The sequence below is a fragment of the Phenylobacterium sp. LjRoot225 genome (genome assembly GCF_964252855.1).
Lineage (GTDB): Bacteria > Pseudomonadota > Alphaproteobacteria > Caulobacterales > Caulobacteraceae > Phenylobacterium.
Map to the genome: position 1 here is coordinate 1,026,077 of NZ_CAXUPL020000001.1, position 17,624 is coordinate 1,043,700.

The 17,624-nt window shown below is 68.3% G+C and carries 15 protein-coding genes; 5 read left to right on the forward strand and 10 right to left on the reverse strand.

The window, feature by feature from the left end; all coding sequences use genetic code 11:
* Positions 1 to 19 precede the first annotated feature (19 nt).
* The 7 genes from frr to sidA all read right to left on the reverse strand — a co-directional run bounded on the left by frr (position 20) and on the right by sidA (position 8,143).
* On the reverse strand, positions 20 to 586 hold the full coding sequence (gene frr, locus ACSQ2B_RS04995; RefSeq protein ID WP_436047885.1) for a ribosome recycling factor: 567 nt from the start codon (positions 584 to 586) through the stop codon (positions 20 to 22).
* A gap of 38 nt (positions 587 to 624) precedes the next feature.
* A complete protein-coding gene (gene pyrH, locus ACSQ2B_RS05000) occupies positions 625 to 1,344 on the reverse strand; it encodes a UMP kinase (protein WP_436047887.1) in 720 nt (239 codons plus the stop codon).
* A gap of 243 nt (positions 1,345 to 1,587) precedes the next feature.
* A complete protein-coding gene (tsf, locus tag ACSQ2B_RS05005; protein WP_436047889.1) occupies positions 1,588 to 2,532 on the reverse strand; it encodes a translation elongation factor Ts in 945 nt (314 codons plus the stop codon).
* Between the two features lie 93 nt (positions 2,533 to 2,625).
* Entirely contained in the window at positions 2,626 to 3,501 is an 876-nt protein-coding gene (gene rpsB / locus ACSQ2B_RS05010) for a 30S ribosomal protein S2 (protein WP_436047892.1), read from the reverse strand.
* Positions 3,502 to 3,712: 211 nt separating this feature from the next.
* Entirely contained in the window at positions 3,713 to 4,429 is a 717-nt protein-coding gene (locus tag ACSQ2B_RS05015) for a GNAT family N-acetyltransferase (protein ID WP_436047893.1), read from the reverse strand.
* Positions 4,430 to 4,535: 106 nt separating this feature from the next.
* Positions 4,536 to 8,015: a DNA polymerase III subunit alpha gene (dnaE, locus tag ACSQ2B_RS05020; RefSeq protein ID WP_436047895.1), complete on the reverse strand. Its 3,480-nt coding sequence runs from the start codon at positions 8,013 to 8,015 to the stop codon at positions 4,536 to 4,538.
* A gap of 29 nt (positions 8,016 to 8,044) precedes the next feature.
* Positions 8,045 to 8,143 (reverse strand): cell division inhibitor SidA, encoded by a 99-nt coding sequence (gene sidA, locus ACSQ2B_RS05025; protein ID WP_436047897.1) that lies wholly within the window; start codon positions 8,141 to 8,143, stop codon positions 8,045 to 8,047.
* 154 nt (positions 8,144 to 8,297) lie between these two features.
* Between sidA and ACSQ2B_RS05030 the strand changes: the two genes are divergently transcribed.
* Together ACSQ2B_RS05030 and ACSQ2B_RS05035 are read left to right on the forward strand one after the other, a co-directional pair.
* Entirely contained in the window at positions 8,298 to 8,750 is a 453-nt protein-coding gene (locus ACSQ2B_RS05030) for a helix-turn-helix domain-containing protein (protein WP_436047898.1), read from the forward strand.
* Positions 8,751 to 8,781: 31 nt separating this feature from the next.
* Complete coding sequence (locus ACSQ2B_RS05035) at positions 8,782 to 10,020, forward strand: glycosyltransferase (protein WP_436047899.1); 1,239 nt, start codon at positions 8,782 to 8,784, stop codon at positions 10,018 to 10,020.
* Between the two features lie 113 nt (positions 10,021 to 10,133).
* Here ACSQ2B_RS05035 and ACSQ2B_RS05040 read toward each other — a convergent pair whose 3' ends face one another.
* From ACSQ2B_RS05040 to ACSQ2B_RS05050, 3 genes are read right to left on the reverse strand one after another with little or no spacing between them, the layout of a single operon-like run.
* Positions 10,134 to 10,589: a DNA polymerase III subunit chi gene (locus tag ACSQ2B_RS05040; RefSeq protein WP_436047900.1), complete on the reverse strand. Its 456-nt coding sequence runs from the start codon at positions 10,587 to 10,589 to the stop codon at positions 10,134 to 10,136.
* On the reverse strand, positions 10,582 to 11,292 hold the full coding sequence (locus ACSQ2B_RS05045; RefSeq protein ID WP_436047902.1) for an alpha/beta fold hydrolase: 711 nt from the start codon (positions 11,290 to 11,292) through the stop codon (positions 10,582 to 10,584). The genes ACSQ2B_RS05040 and ACSQ2B_RS05045 overlap by 8 nt, the downstream gene beginning before the upstream one ends.
* Positions 11,292 to 12,743 carry a leucyl aminopeptidase gene (locus ACSQ2B_RS05050; protein ID WP_436047903.1) on the reverse strand — a complete coding sequence of 484 codons (1,452 nt, stop codon included), beginning with the start codon at positions 12,741 to 12,743 and terminating at the stop codon, positions 11,292 to 11,294. Before ACSQ2B_RS05050 ends, ACSQ2B_RS05045 begins: the two co-directional genes overlap by 1 nt.
* Before the next feature lie 155 nt (positions 12,744 to 12,898).
* Here ACSQ2B_RS05050 and lptF point away from each other — a divergent pair, with 155 nt between their 5' ends.
* From lptF to ACSQ2B_RS05065, 3 genes are all read left to right on the forward strand, one after another.
* The gene (gene lptF, locus ACSQ2B_RS05055; protein ID WP_436047905.1) at positions 12,899 to 14,035 is read left to right on the forward strand and encodes an LPS export ABC transporter permease LptF; all 1,137 of its coding nucleotides are present in this window, start codon (positions 12,899 to 12,901) and stop codon (positions 14,033 to 14,035) included.
* On the forward strand, positions 14,032 to 15,132 hold the full coding sequence (gene lptG, locus ACSQ2B_RS05060; protein ID WP_436047907.1) for an LPS export ABC transporter permease LptG: 1,101 nt from the start codon (positions 14,032 to 14,034) through the stop codon (positions 15,130 to 15,132). The genes lptF and lptG overlap by 4 nt, the downstream gene beginning before the upstream one ends.
* 119 nt (positions 15,133 to 15,251) lie before the next feature.
* On the forward strand, positions 15,252 to 17,612 hold the full coding sequence (locus ACSQ2B_RS05065) for an LPS-assembly protein LptD (RefSeq protein ID WP_436047909.1): 2,361 nt from the start codon (positions 15,252 to 15,254) through the stop codon (positions 17,610 to 17,612).
* Positions 17,613 to 17,624: the final 12 nt, after the last annotated feature.

Here is a 17,624-nt window from a genome sequence, read left to right on the forward strand (position 1 = left end):
CGCGACGGCGCTCGCACGACTAAACGTGCATGATCTCTTGTTCTTTGGTTTTCAAGGCTTCGTCGACGCGCTTGATCGCCTCGTCGGTGAGCTTCTGAACCTCGGTCTCCATCCGCTTCTGCTCGTCCTGGCTGATGGCCCCGTCCTTCTCGGCCTTCTTCAGGTCGTCGTTGGCGTCACGGCGGATGTTGCGGATGGCGATGCGTTGCTGTTCTGCGTACTTGCTGGCGATCTTGGCGATGTCCTTGCGCCGCTCCTCGGTGAGCGGCGGGATCGGGATGCGCAGGTTCTGGCCGTCGACGATGGGGTTGAGGCCCAGGCCGGAGTTGCGGATCGCCTTGTCCACCGCGATCACCAGGGCGCGGTCCCAGACGTTGACGCTGATCATCCGCGGCTCGGGCACGTTGACGGCGCCGACCTGGGTGATCGGCACGCTGGAGCCGTAGGCGTCGACGTGAATCTGGTCGAGCAGGTTGGCCGAGGCGCGGCCGGTCCGAAGCGAGGCGAATTCCTCCTTCAGCGCGGAGACCGCCTTGTCCATGCGGTCCTTGTACCGGGAAAGCACCGGTTTTTCGGCGGTGGCCATGGGAGTTCTCCCTTATCTGTTTCGTTGGTTCGTGAGGCTCAGGCGATGGTGGTGAAGACGCCCTGGCCCTTCAGGACCTTCAGGAAATTGCCGCGTTCGCGGATGGAGAACACCACAATCGGGATCTGGTTGTCGCGCATCAGGCTGATCGCCGAGGCGTCCATCACCCGCAGGTCCTTGGCGAGGACCTCCTGGTAGCTGAGCTCTTCGTAGCGCTGGGCGCTGGCGTCCTTCTTCGGGTCGGCGGTGTAGACCCCGTCGACGCTGGTGCCCTTGAACAGCGCGTCGCAGCCCATCTCGGCCGCGCGCAGGGCGCCGGTGGTGTCGGTGGTGAAGAAGGGATTGCCGATGCCGGCGGCGAAGATCACCACCCGGCCCTTCTCCAGGTGCCGCAGCGCGCGGCGGCGGATATAGGGCTCGCAGACGGCTTCCATCGGGATGGCCGACTGGACGCGGGTGTAGACGCCGATCTTTTCCAGCGCCCCCTGCAGGGCGAGCGCGTTCATCACCGTCGCCAGCATGCCCATATAGTCGGCGCTGGCCCGCTCCATGCCGCGCCCGGCGAGCGAGACGCCGCGGAAGATGTTGCCTCCGCCGATCACCAGGCAGAGCTCGACGCCGGTCTTGACGACTTCGGCGATGTCCTCGGCTGTGCGCTCGATCGTGGCGGTGTCGATCCCGAAACCCTGTTCCCCCATCAAAACCTCACCGGAGACCTTCAGGAGGATCTTCTGGTAGCGCAGGGGGGCGTCAGGCATCGCTGGGTCCGGGTCGCTGGAGTACTGGGAACATAGACCAGGACAATTTTCCGCCAAGCGGAAGCCGCACCGCAGCCGCAAATCGTCCGGTCCAGACCATTCGCCGCCGAAGTGGAGGCCGGCTCGGCGTCGCGAATGGACTAACTTTAGAACCTGATGAGCCTTCGACGGTTCGTTCGAAACCGCAGAATGCTCAGGGCCGTCCGGCGCCGCGCGCGTGCGCGACGCCGGATCGTTTTACCCTTAGCTCTGCCCGGAGAGCTGCGCCACTTCCGCGGCGAAGTCCGGCCCTGCCGGGCCCTTGTCGACGCCTTCGCCGAGGGCGAAGCGCACGAACCCCTTCAGGGTCACCGGCGAGCCGAGCTCCTTGGCGGTTTCGGCGACCAGCTGTTCGACCGTCTGGTCCGGGTTCATCACGAAGGGCTGCTTCAGGAGGACGACCTCCTCCTGCCACTTGCGGATGCGGCCTTCGACCATCTTCTCGGCGATTTCGCGCGGCTTGCCGGACTCGATCGCGGTCTGGGTCTGGATCTCGCGTTCCTTCGCCACGATGGCGGGATCGAGCTCGTCAGGCGTCAGCGCCAGCGGCGGGGTCGGCGTACCGGCCACGTGCAGGGCGATGCGGCGCGCGACCTCGGCCAGCTGGGCCTGGTCGCCGGCGCCTTCCAGAGCCACCAGCACCGCCAGGCGGGCGACGTCGTCGCCCTGCTTGTTGTGCAGGTAGAGGGCCACGGCGCCCTGTCCGACCGACAGCTTGGCCGTGCGGCGCAGACGCATGTTCTCGCCGATGGTCGCGATCATGTTGGTGACCACGTCGCTGACCAGCTCGCCCTTCGAGGTCTTCGCCGCGAGGATGGCGTCGACGTCGCCGTCAGTCTTCAGCGCCACGTCCGCGAACTCACGCGCGGCGGCCTGGAAGCCCTCGTTCTTCGCGACGAAATCGGTCTCGGCGTTGAACTCGACCACGACGCCGGTCTTGGCGTCAGCCGAGATCTTGCCGGCCACAAGGCCTTCGGCGGCGGCGCGGTCGGCCTTCTTGGCGGCCTTGGCCAGGCCTTTGGTGCGCAGCCAGTCCATCGACGCGCTGACGTCGCCATTGTTCTCTTGCAGCGCCTTCTTGCAGTCCATCATGCCTGCGCCAGACTTCTCGCGCAGGTCCTTGACCAGCGCAGCGGTGATTTCCGCCATGGGTCAGCTCCTTCAGGTTTATGTAACCGGCGGGCCCGGATTTACGGGCCCGCCGTGACAGTCAGTTGATTGTAGCGGTCCCCCGAGAGGGACTTAGCCGGCCGCGGGCTCGCTGGGAGCTTCAGCCGGGGTCTCGGCGGCTTCGACCAGAGCAGCTTCAACCGAACCGCTGGCGATCGGAGCGGCTTCGACCGGAGCTTCGGCCGGGGCCTGCGCGTCGGCGCGGGCCAGGGCCGGCTCCATCGGCGCTTCCGAGGCGCCCAGGTCGACGCCCGAGGCCGCCTGGCCAGCCGCCAGGCCGTCCAGGATCGAGTCGGCCATCAGGTCGCAGTAGAGCTGGATGGCGCGCGCGGCGTCATCGTTGCCCGGGATCGGATAGGTGATGCCGTCCGGGTTGCAGTTGGTGTCGAGGATGGCGATCACCGGGATGTTGAGCTTGCGCGCTTCCTGGATGGCGATCGCTTCCTTGTTGGTGTCGATCACGAACATCAGGTCGGGGATGCCGCCCATGTCCTTGATCCCGCCCAGGGACAGCTCGAGCTTGTCGCGCTCGCGGGTGAGCTGCAGCAGCTCCTTCTTGGTGCGGCCGCTGTCGCCGTCGAGCACGCCTTCCAGCTCGCGCAGACGCGCGATCGAGCCGGACACGGTGCGCCAGTTGGTGAGCGTGCCGCCCAGCCAGCGGTGGTTCACATAATACTGGGCGCAGCGCTTGGCGGCGGTGGCGATCGGCTCGGACGCCTGGCGCTTGGTGCCGACGAACAGGATGCGGCCGCCGCCGGCGGCGACTTCACGCACCTTCACCAGGGCCTGGTGAAGCAGCGGAATCGACTGCGACAGATCGATGATGTGGATGTTGGAGCGGCTGCCGAAGATGAAGCGCTCCATCTTCGGATTCCAGCGGTGCGTCTGGTGGCCGAAGTGGGCGCCGGCTTCCAGGAGCTGGCGCATAGAGAAGTCAGGAAGAGCCATGGGCGTCTTTGGTCCTTTTTCCGGTTAACCTCCGCAGGCAAACCCCCGGAGACCCGAGGACCGGAATGGAGCGGACGGGATGTCTCCCCGCCACGTCCCAAACACCTGCGTGTGGAATGAGGCGGGCACATAGGGGCATGGCCGCCAAAATGCAAGCTTTAGCGCAAGATCAGTCCCCTGCGCCGCGGCCCTGCGACGAGGTCTTACCACCTCAGGCCGCCTGGACGAAGCTCACCGTCATCGCGCCGCGGCGACGCCACCCCAGGGTCTCATAGAGCCGGATCGCGCTCTCATTGTGGTCGTAGACGTGCAGGAAGGCGGTTTCCCCCCGCGCGACGATCGCCTCGGTGACCACGGCCATCAGGCCGGCGGCGTAGCCACGCCCGCGAAAGTCCGGGTGGGTGCAGACCGCGCTGACCTCGGTGTATCCGGGCAGGCGCAGACGCTCGCCGGCCATCGCCGCCAGCCGCCCGTCGACCCGCACCCCCACGAAATCGCCGAGCCGGTGGGTGCGTCGGAAGAAGGGGCCGGGCTTGGTCAGGGTCGCCAGAGCCAACATCTCGGCGGCGTCGGCGTCGCCCAGCGCAAGGACCTCGAAGTCCGGGCTTTGCAGGACCGGCGCCTCGGCGATCATCTGCGAGACCGGGTCGCCCGGCGTGATGGCCACGCCGGCCAGCTCGCGCGGCGGATCGGCCTCGAACAGGGCTGCTTCGCCATGCGCGCGGATAAGTGAAGCCAGGGCCCCGAGGCTTTCGTCCGAGCCGTCGGCGGCGGCGGTGAAAAGGCCGTAATCCGGAGCCAGCCGGCGCGCCCTCCCCTCCCCCAGTGTCAGATCGGCCTGACGGGTGGTCAGCGCAGCCCAGACGGCGCGGTCCAGCGGGTGATCCGCCCCAGGCCGGGAAGGAGGGGTGCGGGAAGGAGGGGTCATGGCCGAAACGATGCTCGCCCGGGCATACGAATGTCTCGCGGTTTCGGCCCGAACATAGCCCGCCGACGATCGTCCGCCCAGGCCGCGGCCGTCGCCTGACCCGCGCCTACATGTCTTCGACGAACACCACGCCAGGCGAGGTCTTCAGTGCGCCGCGCACGGCCATGTCGAGCTTGAATCGGCCGGGCAGCTTCAGCTCGACCTCCTTGCCGTCGCCCAGGCCGGCGACCAGCAGGATCTCGCCGCCGCGCTCGGAAACCTGCAGCCGCGTCTTCAGCGCCTCGATCTCGGCGCTGCGCGGGGCGACATGCACGCGCAGCCCCGCCACGGAGTTCTCCAGCAGCTTCTCGACCGGCTGGGCGTCGTCGCCGAAGAAGCGGACCTCGCCCTCGGTGGCCTTGGCGCGGACCTTGATCGACACCGCCTTGCCGGGCTCCAGGAAGTCGCGACAGCGGCGCAGGGTCTCCGGCGGGAACAGCACCTCGTATTCGCCGGTGGGGTCGGAAAGGGTCACGAAGGCGAACTTCTCGCCGGTGCGCCCGGGCTTCTCCAGCTTGCGTCGCACGACGCCGGCCATGCGCAAGGCCTCGGCCCCGCCCACCGCCTTGGCCAGCGCGTCGGCGTAGAGGTCGGTGCGCTTGCGGCGCAGCGGCTCGACCATGTCGTCCAGCGGGTGGCCGGAGAGGTAGAAGCCGACCGCCGCCAGCTCGTGGTCCAGCCGGTCCGTCGGCGTCCACGGCTCGACCCGGGGCATCTTGCGCTTCTGGGCCTCGACGAACTCGCTGTTGCCGTCGCCAAACAGGCCGGCCTGCTCGGAGGCCCGCTGGGCGGCCACGCTCTGGCTGAAGCTCAGCAAGAGGTCGGCGGCGTCCATCAGCTGGGCGCGGTTGGGGTGGATGGAATCGAAGGCGCCGGCGCGGGCCAGGGTCTCGAAGGTGCGCTTGTTGACCTGCCGCGGATCGACCCGCTCGACGAAGTCGAAGATGTCGCGGAACGGTCCGCCTTCGCGGCGGACCTGGACCACGTGCTCCATCGCCTGCAGGCCGACGTTGCGGATGGCGCCCAGCGCATAGAGCACCTCGCCGTCCGCCACCTCGAAGTCGGCCGCCGAACGGTTCACGTCCGGCGCCAGGATCTTCACCCCCAGGCGCTTGGCGTCCTGGTAGAAGACCGAAAGCTTGTCGGTGTTGGCGATGTCGAGGCTCATCGAGGCGGCGAAGAACTCGACGGGCGCGTTCGCCTTCAGCCAGGCGGTCTGGTAGCTGACCACCGCGTAGGCGGCGGCGTGGGACTTGTTGAAGCCGTAGCCGGCGAACTTGTCGACCAGGTCGAAGATGCCGCCCGACTGCTCGGCCGGGATGCCGTTCGCCTCGGCGCCGGAGATGAACCGGGCGCGCTGCTGGTCCATCTCCTCCTTCTTCTTCTTGCCCATGGCGCGACGCAGAAGGTCGGCTTCGCCCAGGCTGTAGCCCGCCAGGATCTGGGCGATCTGCATCACCTGCTCCTGGTAGACGATGATGCCGTAGGTCTCGTTCAGCACCGGGGCCAGCGTCGGGTGCAGGGTGTCGATCGGCTTGCGGCCGAACTTGCAGTCGATGAAGGCCGGGATGTTGTCCATCGGGCCCGGCCGGTAGAGGGCGCCGATAGCGGTGACGTCCTCGATGCAGTTGGGCCGCAGCTGGCGCAGGGTGTCGCGCATCCCCTGGCCTTCAAACTGGAAGACCCCCACCGTCTGGGCCGCGCCCATCAGCTCGTAGGTCTTCACATCGTCGAGCGGCAGGGTGTCCATGTCGACCCCGGCGCCGCGCTTCTCCAGGTGCTTCAGCGCCCGGTCAATCACCGTCAGGGTCTTCAGGCCGAGGAAGTCGAACTTCACCAGGCCGGCGCTCTCGACCCATTTCATGTTGAACTGGGTGGCGGGCAGGTCCGAGCGCGGATCGCGGTAGAGCGGGGTGAGCTGGGTCAGCGGCCGGTCGCCGATCACCACGCCGGCGGCGTGGGTCGAGGCGTTGCGGTAGAGCCCCTCCAGCTGCAGGGAGACGTCCAGCAGCCGGGCCACCGCCTCGTCCTCGTCCCGGGCCTGGCGCAGCCGCGGCTCGACGTCGATCGCCTGGCTCAGCGTCACCGGATTGGCGGGGTTGGCCGGCACCATCTTGGCCAGGCGGTCGACCTGGCCCAGCGGCATCTGCATCACCCGGCCGACGTCGCGCAGCACGGCGCGCGCCTGCAGGGTGCCGAAGGTGATGATCTGCGCCACGCGGTCACGGCCGTAGCGCTGCTGGACATAGTCGATCACCTCCTGCCGCCGCTCCTGGCAGAAGTCGATGTCGAAGTCGGGCATGGAGACCCGCTCAGGATTCAGGAAGCGCTCGAACAGCAGGCCGTAACGCAGCGGGTCGAGGTTGGTGATGGTCAGGGCGTAGGCCACCAGCGAGCCCGCGCCCGAGCCCCGCCCCGGCCCCACCGGGATGTCATGCGCCTTCGCCCACTTGATGAAGTCCGAAACGATCAGGAAGTAGCCCGGGAACCCCATCTGGGTGATGATCCCGATCTCCCGCTCCAGTCGCGCCTCGTACTCCTCCGCCGGCGCGGTGTTCGCCTGGCCGAGGCCCATGCGCATCTTCAGGCCCTCGCGAGCCTGGTGCGCCAGTTCCTCAGCCTCGGAGCGGCCGCCCTCGGTCGGGAAGCTCGGCAGCAGCGGCCCGCGCTTGGCGACCGTGAAGGCGCAGCGTCGGGCGATGTCCAGGGTGTTGTCGCAGGCCTCCGGCAGGTCGGCGAACAGGGTTCGCATCTCTGCGGCCGGCTTGAACCAGTGCTCCGGCGTCACCCGCCGGCGCTCGTCCTGGCCGACGAAGGCGCCGTCGGCGATGCACATCAACGCGTCGTGCGCCGGATACATGGCCGACTTGGCGAAATAGACGTCGTTGGTCGCCACCAGGGGCACGTCGGCCTCGTAGGCGAAGGCCACCAGCTCGCCCTCGGCCGCCGCCTCGCCCGGCAGCCCGTGCCGCTGCAGCTCGACGTAGAAGCGGTCGCCGAAGACCCGGTGCATCTCGGCCAGCGCCGCGCGGCCCTCCTTGACCTTCCCGGCGGCGAACAGGGAGTCGACCGGCCCGTCGGGTCCGCCGGACAGCAGGATCAGGCCCTCGGCGAGCGCCGTCACCCGGGCCCAGGGCACATGCGGCTCGTCCGTCGCCTCGCACTCGACGTAGGCGATCGAGGACAGCTCGGCGAGGTTCAGATAGCCCTGCTCACTCTGGGCCAGCAGCACGACGGTCGGGGTGCGCGCCCAGCGTTCGGGCGGGCGCTCACCGAGGCCGCTGACCGGCAGGGCGCAAGCGATGATCGGCTGGACGCCGGCGTCCTTGGTGGCGACAGAGAATTCCAGGGCGCCGAACAGGTTGGCCCGATCGGCGATCGCCACCGCCGGCATGTCGCAGCCCTTGGCCAGCACGCCGATCTTGTCGGCCTTGATGGCCCCTTCGAGCAGGGAATAGGCCGAACGCGTCCGCAGGTGCACGAAGCCCTGAGGCGCCGGACCTTGGGAGCCTGGAGCGGCGCCTGGGTTTTCGCCTTCCGCGCTCACCTCCGCCGCCTCCCCCATCCGCATGGCGGTCAGCCCACGTAGCCGGCCACCGTACACATCATCCAGACAAAGCTGGCCACGGAGACAAAGGCCAGCGATTCTCGCGCGAGACGAACCATCTGTCGCATACCTTGCTGTGGGCGGTCTGTGGACAACCGCCGCGTTGTTCTCAGTTCGTTCTTATTCCCCTTTTGTTCTCCTCGTCAAGCCGCCCCGGCTGGCGGGACACATCCGCAGCGGAACAACGGCGCCGCTTCGCCGTTCTTTCGCAATGGAGGAGACATGCCCTCCCCGCTCATGCCGCTGCTACGGCAGCACTATCCCGACATCGCCAAAGACCTGCTTTCGCCGATGCTCGACACCCTCAACATCGGGCGCGCGATCTGTGGGGGGGACCTCGACAAGCTGTTGATCATCCTGGTGGTCGCCCTGCGCACCGCCGAGGACAGGCGTGCGCTCGACATCGATCCCGAGGGCGTGCTCAAGGTCCATCCGAGCCTGTCGACCAATGTCCGCTCGATCGCCGAATCCACCGGCATCCCGAAGGAAAGCGTCCGGCGCAAGGTGACGGCCCTGGTCGAGGAAGGCTGGATCCGTCGAGTGGACCATAGTCTGTCGCTTGCGCCGCACGCCTCGCGCATGCTCACCGACTTCCGCGAACAGGTTTTCCACCTGGCGCTGCGTCACCACCAGACCGTCGCTGCTCTGGAGCAGGAACTGGACCAAGGGAGGTGACAGCCCGGAGCCGCACGGGCAGAAGTGCGCCATGGCCGCCGGCGTCCTCTTCGTCCACAATAACTTCCCCGCCCAGTTCCGGGACCTCTCCGAGGGCCTGGTCGCCCGGGGCGTTCCCTGCTTCGCCATCGGCTTCGAACATTCGCCGGGCGTCCCCGGCGTCAGCCTGGTGCGCTACCGCCTGCCGCGCGGCACCGGCAAGGACGTCTTCCCGCTGGCGATTCGCGCCGAGGCCGACCTGCTGCGCGGGCGCTCCGCCCTCGACGGCGCGCGCTGGCTGAAGGAGCAGGGCCACGATCCCCAGCTCATCGTCGGCCACCCGGGGTGGGGGGAGACCTCGCTGCTGTCGCACGTGTTTCCGCAAGCAAAACAAGTGCTTTTCTCGGAATTCTATTACCACGGACGCGACTCGGACATCGACTTCGACCCGGAGTTCTGGAACGGCGACGACGAGGCGCTGATCCGCGGCAAGGCCAAGAACGCGGTCATGGCCATGGCGCTCGCCGAGGCCGAGGTGATCGTCGCCCCGACCGCGTTCCAGGCTTCGCGCCTGCCGCCGGCCTTCCACGCCCGCACCCGGGTGATCCACGAGGGCATCGACGTGGAGGCCATCCGGCCAGGGCCGGCCGAACCCTTCCAGCTCGCCGACGGCCGGGTGCTGACGCCAGGCGCGCCGGTGATCACCCATATCAACAACAACATGGAGCCGATGCGCGGGCTCCACTCTTTCGCCCGCGCCCTGCCCCGGCTGCTGGCCAAAGTCCCCGACGCGCAGGTGGTGATCATCGGCGAGGAGAAGACCCGCGGCTACGGGGCCGACGCGCCCGGCGGCCAAACCTGGAAACAGGCCATCTTCGCCCCGCTCGAGCCGCAGCTCGACCTCGCCCGCGTCCACTTCCTGGGCAAGGTGCCGCACGCGCGGATGCTGGCGGCGCTCCGCCTCTCCACGGCCCACGTCTACTACAGCTACCCCTTCGTCCTCTCCTGGTCGATCGTCGAGGCCATGGCCAGCGGCTGTTACGTCATCGGCTCAGACACCGCGCCGGTGCGCGACGCGATCGTGGACGGGGTGAACGGACGGCTGCTGCCCTTCTTCGATGTCGACGCGCTCTCCGACGCGCTGATCGCCGCCTGTCGCGCGCCTGAGGCGTCCGCCCCGCTGCGCGCCGCCGCGCGGGAGACGGCGGTGGCGAAATTCAGCCGCGCCGGCGGACGCGCGGCCTGGTTCGACCTCATGGCTCAGCTCGGCCTGCAGATTCCAGCCATCTAGAGTCTAGAGCGTGACAGCCGCAAATGGATGCCGGTTGCGGCGGCCGTCACGCTCTAAACTCTTGAAGATAGACCCTTCCCGGTTCAGGTGATTCCACCTGAACCGGGAAGGGTCTAGCCGACCTTCGCCCAGCCGCGGCCCTGCTGCTTCCAGTAGGAGACGGCGAAGCCGCTTGCCTTGATGGTCTTCCATTGGCCCCGGGCCGTGGCCACCTGCGCGTCGTCGGCGCCGTCGAACAGGACCAGGCAGCGGCTGTAGCCGCCGAGCTCGCCCGGCTCCGCCCCGTCGATCAGGAAGAGGGCGTCGGCCTGATTTGGATTCTCGAAGTCCGTGGTCAGCAGGATCGGCTGGCGCGCCGCGCCCGGCTCGGCGGCCGGTGCGTGCGGCAGGAAGCTCTCGTCGCGATAGGTCCACAGCCAGCCGTCCAGATGCTCGATGCGTTCGGCCTGGCGGGCGCGGACGATCGCCTTCCAGCCACGCCCCAGGGTCTTTTCGAGCAGCTCAGGCAGGGCCTGATCGAGGCCGGTCCGCTCCAGGTGGTAGAACCAGACCTCGCAGCCCTCAGCCATGCGGCTTCGCCGCAAAATTCGCCGCCAGGGACCGGATCACGGCGGCCACCGCCTTGGGATGGGACAGCGGCCCGAGGTGATTGAGCGGCAGGCTGATCGACGACCAGCCGAAACGCCCGGCCAACCGGATCTCGTCGCCGTAACTGCCGCTGAGCTGCAGATAGGCCCCCGGCGTCGTCAGCTCGACCTGAGGCGCCGCCTCTTCGAAATAGGCCAGCGGCAGCGGCTCGAGTTCCGCCACGAGGGCGTCCAGAACGTCGGCCTCCGGCAACAGCTTGGCCAGAGCGCCCGGCGGCCACCAGTCGTCCCAGGGCGGCAGCTGGCCCATCGGCGCGCCGGCCCGCAGCGCCTCGCGGGTATCGGCCGGCGCCGTGTCGAGCCAGCTGCGGCCGGGATGCGGCAGGATGGAATCGACGAAGATCACGCCGCTCACTGGGGCCCGCAGATGCGTCGCAAGCGCCGGCATGAGTGCGCCCGCCCCGCTGTGCGGGACCAGCACGACCGGATCCTCCCCGGCGCCGTCGATGGTCGCGGCCATCGCCTGGGCGAGCGTCTCGTAATAGCTCCCGCTGATGCTTGATAGCTTCGGCCAGACCGGGGCGTCGGCCCGGAACTCCATCGCCGTGAGCTCCGCCGCCGTGCTCCTGAGGCTGTAGGGCCCCAGCAGCGGGCTGTGCAGCAGGATTAGCCTCTGACCGTTCATCAACCTTCGTACTTCTCCTGCACCATCCGGTTCAGCAGGCGCACGCCGTAGCCGGTGGCGCCGTCGGGAATGGTGGGGGTGCTCGACGGCTTCTTCCAGGCGGTCGAGGCGATGTCGAGATGGGCCCAGGGCACGCCGTTGATGAATTTCTGGATGAACAGGGCCGCGGTGATCGAACCGCCGGCCCGGCCACCGGTGTTCTTCACATCGGCGATCACCGAGTCGATCTGCTTATTGTAGGCGTCCGGCAGCGGCATGCGCCAGAGCAGCTCGCCCTCCTTCTGGGAGGCGTCCAGCAGGTTGGCGGCCAGTTCGTCGTTGTTCGAGAACAGGCCGGCGTACTCGTTGCCCAGGGCCGTGATGATTGCGCCGGTCAGCGTCGCCAGATCGACGATCAGCTTCGGCTTGAAACGGTCCTGGCAGTACCAGATGGCGTCGGCGAGCACGAGGCGGCCTTCGGCGTCGGTGTTGATCACCTCGATGGTCTGGCCGGACATCGAGGTCACCACGTCGCCCGGACGCTGGGCGTTGGCGTCGGGCATGTTCTCGACGAGGCCGAGGATGCCCACCACGTTGACCTTCGCCTTGCGCGCGGCGAGCACGTGCATCAGGCCGGCGACGGCGCCGGCGCCGCCCATGTCCCACTTCATGTCCTCCATGCCCTCGGCGGGCTTGATGGAGATGCCGCCCGAGTCGAAGCAGACGCCCTTGCCGACGAAGGCGATCGGCTGGGCGGCCTTGTCCGCCGCTCCGTTCCAGCGGATCACCACCAGCTGGCTCTCGCGCACGCTGCCCTGGCCGACGCCCAGCAGGCTGCCCATGCCGAGCTTGGTCATCTCCGGCTCGCCGAGGATCTCGACCTCGAGGCCCAGGCTCCCCAGCTCCTTCACCCGCCGGGCGAATTCGACCGGATAGAGGATGTTGGCGGGCTCGGAGACCAGGTCGCGGGTGAAGCTCACCGCGTCGGCCACCGCGGCCAGCGGCGGGAAGGCGGTGCGCGCGGCGTCCGGGTCGGCCGTGACGATCTGCGCGCTCAGCAGCGACGGCTTCTTATCCGCCGGCTCCTTGGTCCGGTACTTGTCGAAGCGGTAGGCGGCGAGGCGCAGGCCGAGCGCGGCGTGCGCCGCGGTCTCGGCGTCAGCTTCGGGAATCTCCAGACGCAGGATCTCGAAGCCCGTGGCCTTCAGCGCCGCGTAGGCGTTGGCCGCCGCATGCTCCGCCGCCAGGGCGTCGAAGCCCTCGCGCTTGCCGGTCCCGATCAGGACCAGGCGCGCGACGTCGAGCCCGGCCGGCGTGACCAGATCGAGCGTCTGGCCCTTGGCCCCGGTGAACCGGCTGGCGGCCACCGCCTGGTCGAGCTTGCCTTTCGGCGCCTCGCCCTCGAACACGATCTGGGCTACCGCCGTTTTCGGCTGCAGCGCGGCTGCGGCCGCGACGAACTCGATCTCCATACGAACTCTCTCAGCTCCGCCTCAATGCCCTGCAACGCACGCCGCGCTGCTGTGGGCCCGCCCCGACGCTGTTGTGCGACGGGGCAACGCATGGTTTAGAACAGCTCCGCAGCCGCGGCGCGGCGAAATCTCCGGGCAAGCCGTTTTCTTAACCGATGCGCCTGATCGACCGCTACCTGCTGCGCCAAATGCTAGGCCCGACGCTGCTTGCGACCGGCGCCCTGACCGGCGTCGCCTTGCTCAGTCAGAGCCTAGCCGGCCTCGACCTGATCGTGAACCAGCGGCAGAGCGCCGTGGTCTTCCTGAAGGTCACGCTGCTCTACATGCCGCAGCTCATCAACATGATCCTGCCGATCGCGGTGTTCGTCGCCGCGCTGGTGTCCTTCAACCGGCTGCACACCGAGCAGGAGATCGTCGTCTGCTTCGCCGGCGGGATGAGTCGCTGGCGGGTGATCTCGCCGGCCATGCGGCTGGCGGGCGCCATCGCCTTCTTCGCCCTGGTCATGAACCTCTTCGTGCAGCCGGCGGCCTTCCGAGCGCTGCGCGAGGAGCTCTTCGCGGTGCGCACCGACCTCGCCTCCACCCTCGTGCGCGAGGGTGAGTTCACCGAGCCGACGCCCGGACTCACCGTCTATACACAAAGCATTGATGGACAAGGCAATCTTCGCAACCTCTTCATTCATCAGACGAAGGGCGACGACGCGGCCACCACCTATACGGCCGACCAGGGCCGGCTCGCCAAGCGCCTGGGGCGGCCCGTGCTGATCATGCACGAAGGCTCGACGCAGGAATTTTCACGTACCGGCGTGCTGAACTTCCTGACCTTCGACGAGTACATATTCGACCTGTCGCCGCTCACCGACAGCTCGGGCCTGGTCCACTACAAGCCCTCGGACCGCTACATGCACGAGCTGTTCTTTCCCGACCTGGAACAGGACTGGGAGCGGCGGAATCGCAAGAGCCTGCTCGCCGAGGGACACGCGCGCCTCGCCACCCCGCTCTACAACATCGCCTTCATGGCCATGGCCCTGGCCGCCATCATCGGCGGCGGCTTCTCGCGCCTGGGCTATGGCCGGCGTATCGCCGTCATGGCGGGGCTCGCCACCCTGACCCGGATCATCGGCTTCGTCGTCCAGGCCGCCTGCGACGACGACGTCTGGCTCAACCTGCTGCAGTACGCGGTGCCGCTGATCGCGCTCGGATTCGCCCTGCGCAGCATCTTCCGGCAACGGACCAGCCGGTCCGGCGCCCGCGAGCGTCGCCCCGCCGGCCTCTCGAGGGCGGCGGCATGAGAGTGGGACGCCTCGAACGCTACATGCTCGCGCGCACCCTGGGCGGCGTGGGCTCGGCGCTGGCGGTGATCACCGCGGTGATCGTGCTCGTCCAATTCGTCGACCTGTCGCGGCAGGTCGGCGTGCGGGCCGACGTCGGGCCTGGAGAGCTGTTTGGCCTGACACTGCTGCGCGCGCCTTCCGTGATCCAGATCCTGCTGCCGTTCGTCTTCCTGTTCGGCGTGATCGCCGCCTACGTCGGCCTCAATCGCAAGAGCGAGCTGGTGGCGATGCGCGCCGCGGGCGTCTCGGCCTGGCGCTTTATCCTGCCCTCCGCCCTGGCGGCCTTCATCGCCGGGGTGCTGACGGTCGCCGTGATCAATCCCCTGGCCGCGACGCTCAACTCGCGCTTCGAGCTCGATCGCGCGCGGATGATGGAGAACTACCTGCCGGGCGCACCCAAGGACGTCTGGCTGCGCCAGGGCGACGAGACCAACCAGATCGTCATCCACGCCCGGTCGCGCGACATGGCCGAAGGCGTGGTCCACCTGCACGGCGTTTCGCTCTTCGTCTACCAGAAGGACCAGGCGGGACGGCCGCAGTTCAAGCGCCGGCTGGAAGCCGCCGACGCGCGGCTGATGCCGGGCTTCTGGCAGCTGCGGGACGTCCGCGAGGCCACCGCCGGCGAGAATTCGGTGCATTCCGACAGCCTGTCGATTCGCTCGACGCTGGACGCGGAGTCGGCGATGGAGCGGTTCGCCGCGCCCGACGCGATCGCCTTCTGGCGGTTGCCGGCCGCGATCCGGCTGACCGAAGCGGCGGGATTCTCCGCCTCGGGCTACAAGCTGCGCTTCCATCAGCTGCTGGCCACGCCGATCCTGTTTTCGGCCATGGCGGTGCTGGCGGCGGCCTTTTCGCTGCGTCTGGCCCGGCTGGGCGGACTGGCGGGCCTCGCAGGCGCCGGCGTGGCGCTCGGATTCGTGGTTTTCTTCTTCAACCAGTTCGCTGGCGCCCTCGCCAAGGGCGACATCATCCCGCTCTACGCCGCGGCCTGGGCGCCGCCCATCGTGGCCCTGCTGTCGGGTTTGACTCTGCTCTGCTACACCGAAGACGGTTGAATCGTTCGCCGGCGGGTCTATGCATCCGCGAACGGCGCAAAAGCGCGGCGCGGACGCCAGAGGGGATCATAGCAACGATGAGTCCGGGTCGGCTGACGCCTTCCGCAGCTAAGCGCGCCATGCTTATGGGTGTCGCGCTCGCCGCCATTCTCGCGCAGTCGCCTGCTCACGCCCAGACGCGGCGCGACCAGCTGCCCGCCGAGGAGAAGCCGGCCAAGGCGGCCAAGGCCGCGCCCGCCGCCACGCCCGACGGTCTCGCGCCGGACGAACTCTACATGGAGGCCGACGTCCTCACGCGGGACGACAAGGCCAACCGCACGACCGCCGAAGGTTCGGTCGAGATCCGCTACCAGGGCCGCACCCTGCGCGCGGACCGCCTCGTCTACGACCAGGGCGCAGACGGTCAGACCGGCGTGATTCGCGCCTTCGGCCACGTGCAGATGATCGGCTCCGACGGCTCCGTCGAGTTCGCCGACGAGCTGACGCTCGACGACAAGATGAGCGCCGGCGTCGGCCGCGGCTTCGCCGCCCGGCTGCCGGACAACGGCAAGCTCGCCGCGACCTCCGTGGTGCGCCGCTCCGAGGTCATCCAGGAGCTCAACCGGGCGATCTACACCCCCTGCGCCATCTGCGCCGCCAACGGAAAAGCCAAGCAACCGACCTGGTCGATCCGCGCCACGCGCGTCGTGCAGGACAAGAAGAAGCGCCTCATCTTCTACAGGAACGCCCGCGTGCGCGTGCTGGGCGTCTCGGTGCTCTATCTGCCGGTGTTCTGGCACGCCGATCCGACGGCGAACCGGGCCTCGGGCTTCCTTACGCCCAGCCTGGGCGAATCGGACCGGCGCGGCTTCTCCTACGAGCAGCCCTATCTGTGGGCGGCTTCGCCTTCGACCGACGTCATCGTGAGCCCGCAGCTCAACACGAAGGTCAACCCCTTCCTCAACGCACAGGTTCGCAAGCGCTTCTATTCCGGCGATGTCGATCTGCGGTTCGGCTACACCCACGAGAAGAACGTCGACGGCAGCGGCGACCGCTTCGGCGAGAGCACCAACCGCAGCTACGTCCTCGCCCGCGGCGCCTTCCACATCGACGACAACTGGCTGCTCGGCTTCACCGCCGAACGCGCCTCGGATCCGCTGATCTTCGACAAGTACGACGTCGGCAAGGTCTACGAGAGCCGTGGCCCCTATGTCGCCGACGACCGGCGGCTGATCTCCCAGCTCTATGCGATCCGCGAGGACAGCCAGTCCTACTTCTCGGCCGCGGCGATCAGCATCCAGAGCCTGCGCGCCGGCTCCGTCGCCGGCACGATCGAGGACAATGGCGCCATCCCGGTGATCGCGCCGCTGATCGAGCAGCGCTATTCGCCGAACACGACCGTGCTCGGCGGCCGGCTGCGTCTGACCGGCAGCGCCGTGGCCCTGACCCGCGACCAGTCCCCGGCCGATCCCACCCTGCCCGGCATCGACAGCCGCCGCGTCACAGCCCAGGCGGACTGGCGCCGCAGCTTCACCTCCGCGGCCGGCCTACGGGTCGACCCCTTCGTCAGCATCCGGGGCGACGCCTACAGCCTGGGCGACGTGCCGCGCGCGTCCGGCGTCGGCGTCCACTCGACGGCCGTCGGGCGCGGGCTGGCGACCGCCGGGGCGGACATCTCCTATCCGGTCTATCGCCGCTGGCGCGACGCCACCGTGGTCCTGGAGCCGCTGGCCCAGCTCGCCGTGTCGCCCAACGCCAAACAGATCGTCGTCGGCCACGACGCGTCGGGCAATCCGATCTACCTCAACGAGGACAGCGCCACCTTTGAGTTCGATGAGACCAACCTCTTCAAGACCGACAAATTCCCCGGCTACGACCTCTATGAGGACGGCGCGCGGCTGAACGTCGCCGCCCGCGGCTCGGTGCTCTGGGACGATGGACGGCGCGCGAGCCTCCTCGTCGGCCGCAGCTTCCGTTCGCAGCGCAACACCATCTTCCGCAACGGCTCGGGGCTGCGTGAAACGGCCTCGGACTGGATCGTCGCCGGCGACGCCCAGCCGATGAAGGGCCTGTCGCTGTTCGCGCGCACGCGGCTCGACGCCGACACCCTGAAGGTCCATCGCATCGAGGCGGGGGCCAACGCCCAGACGAAGTGGGCCTCGGGCTTCGTCCGCTATCTGAGCAACGACGCCGAGATCACCGGCGCGTCGTCCAACAGCCTGTCTGGCGGCAAGCAGGAAAACCTCGACGTCGGCGGCGAGACCTATTTCGGCAAGAACTGGGGCGCCTCGCTCTACGGCAGCCGCGACATGGTCTCCAACGCCTGGGCCGTGCGCGACGTCGGCGTCTTCTATCGCGACGACTGTATCCGGGTGGATGTCATCTATCGCAAGGAAGACGCCGTCTTCTATCTGCTCGACAACACGCAGCTGCGGCAGCTGGGCCGCAACGAGCAGATCGTCGTGCGCCTAACGCTCGCCACATTGGGCGGGACACATTGATGACAGATAGAC

What these genes read in the sequence shown, in the direction of transcription:
- lptF (WP_436047905.1), top strand. Translation starts at nt 12,899, where the DNA reads ATGCGCCTGATCGACCGCTACCTGCTGCGCCAAATGCTAGGCCCGACG.
- sidA (WP_436047897.1), bottom strand. Translation starts at nt 8,143, where the DNA reads ATGCGACAGATGGTTCGTCTCGCGCGAGAATCGCTGGCCTTTGTCTCC.
- rpsB (WP_436047892.1), bottom strand. Translation starts at nt 3,501, where the DNA reads ATGGCTCTTCCTGACTTCTCTATGCGCCAGCTCCTGGAAGCCGGCGCC.
- ACSQ2B_RS05030 (WP_436047898.1), top strand. Translation starts at nt 8,298, where the DNA reads ATGCCCTCCCCGCTCATGCCGCTGCTACGGCAGCACTATCCCGACATC.
- ACSQ2B_RS05045 (WP_436047902.1), bottom strand. Translation starts at nt 11,292, where the DNA reads ATGAACGGTCAGAGGCTAATCCTGCTGCACAGCCCGCTGCTGGGGCCC.
- pyrH (WP_436047887.1), bottom strand. Translation starts at nt 1,344, where the DNA reads ATGCCTGACGCCCCCCTGCGCTACCAGAAGATCCTCCTGAAGGTCTCC.
- ACSQ2B_RS05040 (WP_436047900.1), bottom strand. Translation starts at nt 10,589, where the DNA reads ATGGCTGAGGGCTGCGAGGTCTGGTTCTACCACCTGGAGCGGACCGGC.
- tsf (WP_436047889.1), bottom strand. Translation starts at nt 2,532, where the DNA reads ATGGCGGAAATCACCGCTGCGCTGGTCAAGGACCTGCGCGAGAAGTCT.
- ACSQ2B_RS05035 (WP_436047899.1), top strand. Translation starts at nt 8,782, where the DNA reads ATGGCCGCCGGCGTCCTCTTCGTCCACAATAACTTCCCCGCCCAGTTC.
- ACSQ2B_RS05050 (WP_436047903.1), bottom strand. Translation starts at nt 12,743, where the DNA reads ATGGAGATCGAGTTCGTCGCGGCCGCAGCCGCGCTGCAGCCGAAAACG.
- ACSQ2B_RS05065 (WP_436047909.1), top strand. Translation starts at nt 15,252, where the DNA reads ATGCTTATGGGTGTCGCGCTCGCCGCCATTCTCGCGCAGTCGCCTGCT.
- frr (WP_436047885.1), bottom strand. Translation starts at nt 586, where the DNA reads ATGGCCACCGCCGAAAAACCGGTGCTTTCCCGGTACAAGGACCGCATG.
- ACSQ2B_RS05015 (WP_436047893.1), bottom strand. Translation starts at nt 4,429, where the DNA reads ATGACCCCTCCTTCCCGCACCCCTCCTTCCCGGCCTGGGGCGGATCAC.
- lptG (WP_436047907.1), top strand. Translation starts at nt 14,032, where the DNA reads ATGAGAGTGGGACGCCTCGAACGCTACATGCTCGCGCGCACCCTGGGC.